This window comes from Pseudomonas jilinensis (genome assembly GCF_003586265.1).
Classification (GTDB): domain Bacteria; phylum Pseudomonadota; class Gammaproteobacteria; order Pseudomonadales; family Pseudomonadaceae; genus Halopseudomonas; species Halopseudomonas phragmitis.
In genome coordinates this window covers 1-1,167 of sequence record NZ_QJSA01000041.1, presented here as the reverse complement: position 1 = coordinate 1,167, position 1,167 = coordinate 1, and the positions used below count along the sequence as shown (strand labels likewise).

1 protein-coding gene is annotated in these 1,167 nt (G+C 57.3%); it reads right to left on the bottom strand.

Annotated elements, in window-relative coordinates:
• Window positions 1–1,167: elongation factor Tu (gene tuf, locus C2846_RS18455; RefSeq protein WP_119702189.1), on the bottom strand; the 1,167-nt coding region annotated here is incomplete at its 5' end.

The following is a 1,167-nucleotide window of genomic DNA, read 5'->3' as shown; positions in this document are numbered from 1 at the left end:
TTACTCGATGATCTTGGCAACCACGCCGGCGCCAACGGTACGACCACCTTCGCGAATCGCGAAGCGCAGGCCGTCTTCCATGGCGATCGGAGCGATCAGGGTAACAACCAGCTTGACGTTGTCGCCCGGCATCACCATCTCTACGCCTTCCGGCAGCTCGCAAGAACCAGTCACGTCAGTAGTACGGAAGTAGAACTGCGGACGATAGCCCTTGAAGAACGGAGTGTGGCGACCACCTTCGTCTTTGCCCAGTACGTAGACTTCGGCTTCGAACTTGGTGTGCGGGGTGATGGTGCCCGGCTTGGCCAGAACCTGACCACGCTCAACGTCTTCACGCTTGGTACCACGCAGCAGAACACCAACGTTCTCACCAGCACGACCTTCGTCGAGCAGCTTGCGGAACATTTCAACACCAGTACAGGTGGTCTTGGTGGTAGCTTTGATACCAACGATTTCGACTTCTTCCTGAACGCGAACGATACCGCGCTCAACACGACCAGTCACAACGGTACCGCGACCAGAGATCGAGAATACGTCTTCGATCGGCATCAGGAACGGCTTGTCGATAGCACGCTCAGGCTCAGGAATGTAGCTGTCCAGAGTCTCAACCAGCTTCTGTACGGCCGATACACCGATACCATTGTCGTCTTTGCCTTCCAGCGCCATCAGCGCCGAACCAACAACGATCGGAGTGTCGTCGCCTGGGAAGTCGTAGGTGCTCAGCAGATCGCGAACTTCCATCTCGACCAGCTCCAGCAGCTCCTCGTCATCAACCATGTCAGCCTTGTTCAGGAACACGACGATGTAAGGTACGCCAACCTGACGAGACAGCAGGATGTGCTCACGAGTCTGCGGCATCGGGCCGTCAGCAGCCGAGCAAACCAGGATCGCGCCGTCCATCTGGGCAGCACCAGTGATCATGTTCTTGACGTAGTCGGCGTGGCCAGGGCAGTCAACGTGCGCGTAGTGACGAGTCGGAGAATCGTACTCTACGTGCGAAGTGTTGATGGTGATACCGCGAGCCTTTTCTTCCGGCGCGTTGTCGATCTGATCGAAAGCGCGAGCGGAACCGCCGTAAGTTTCAGCACAGACCTTGGTCAGCGCAGCGGTCAGAGTGGTCTTGCCATGGTCAACGTGACCGATGGTGCCCACGTTCAGGTGCGGTTT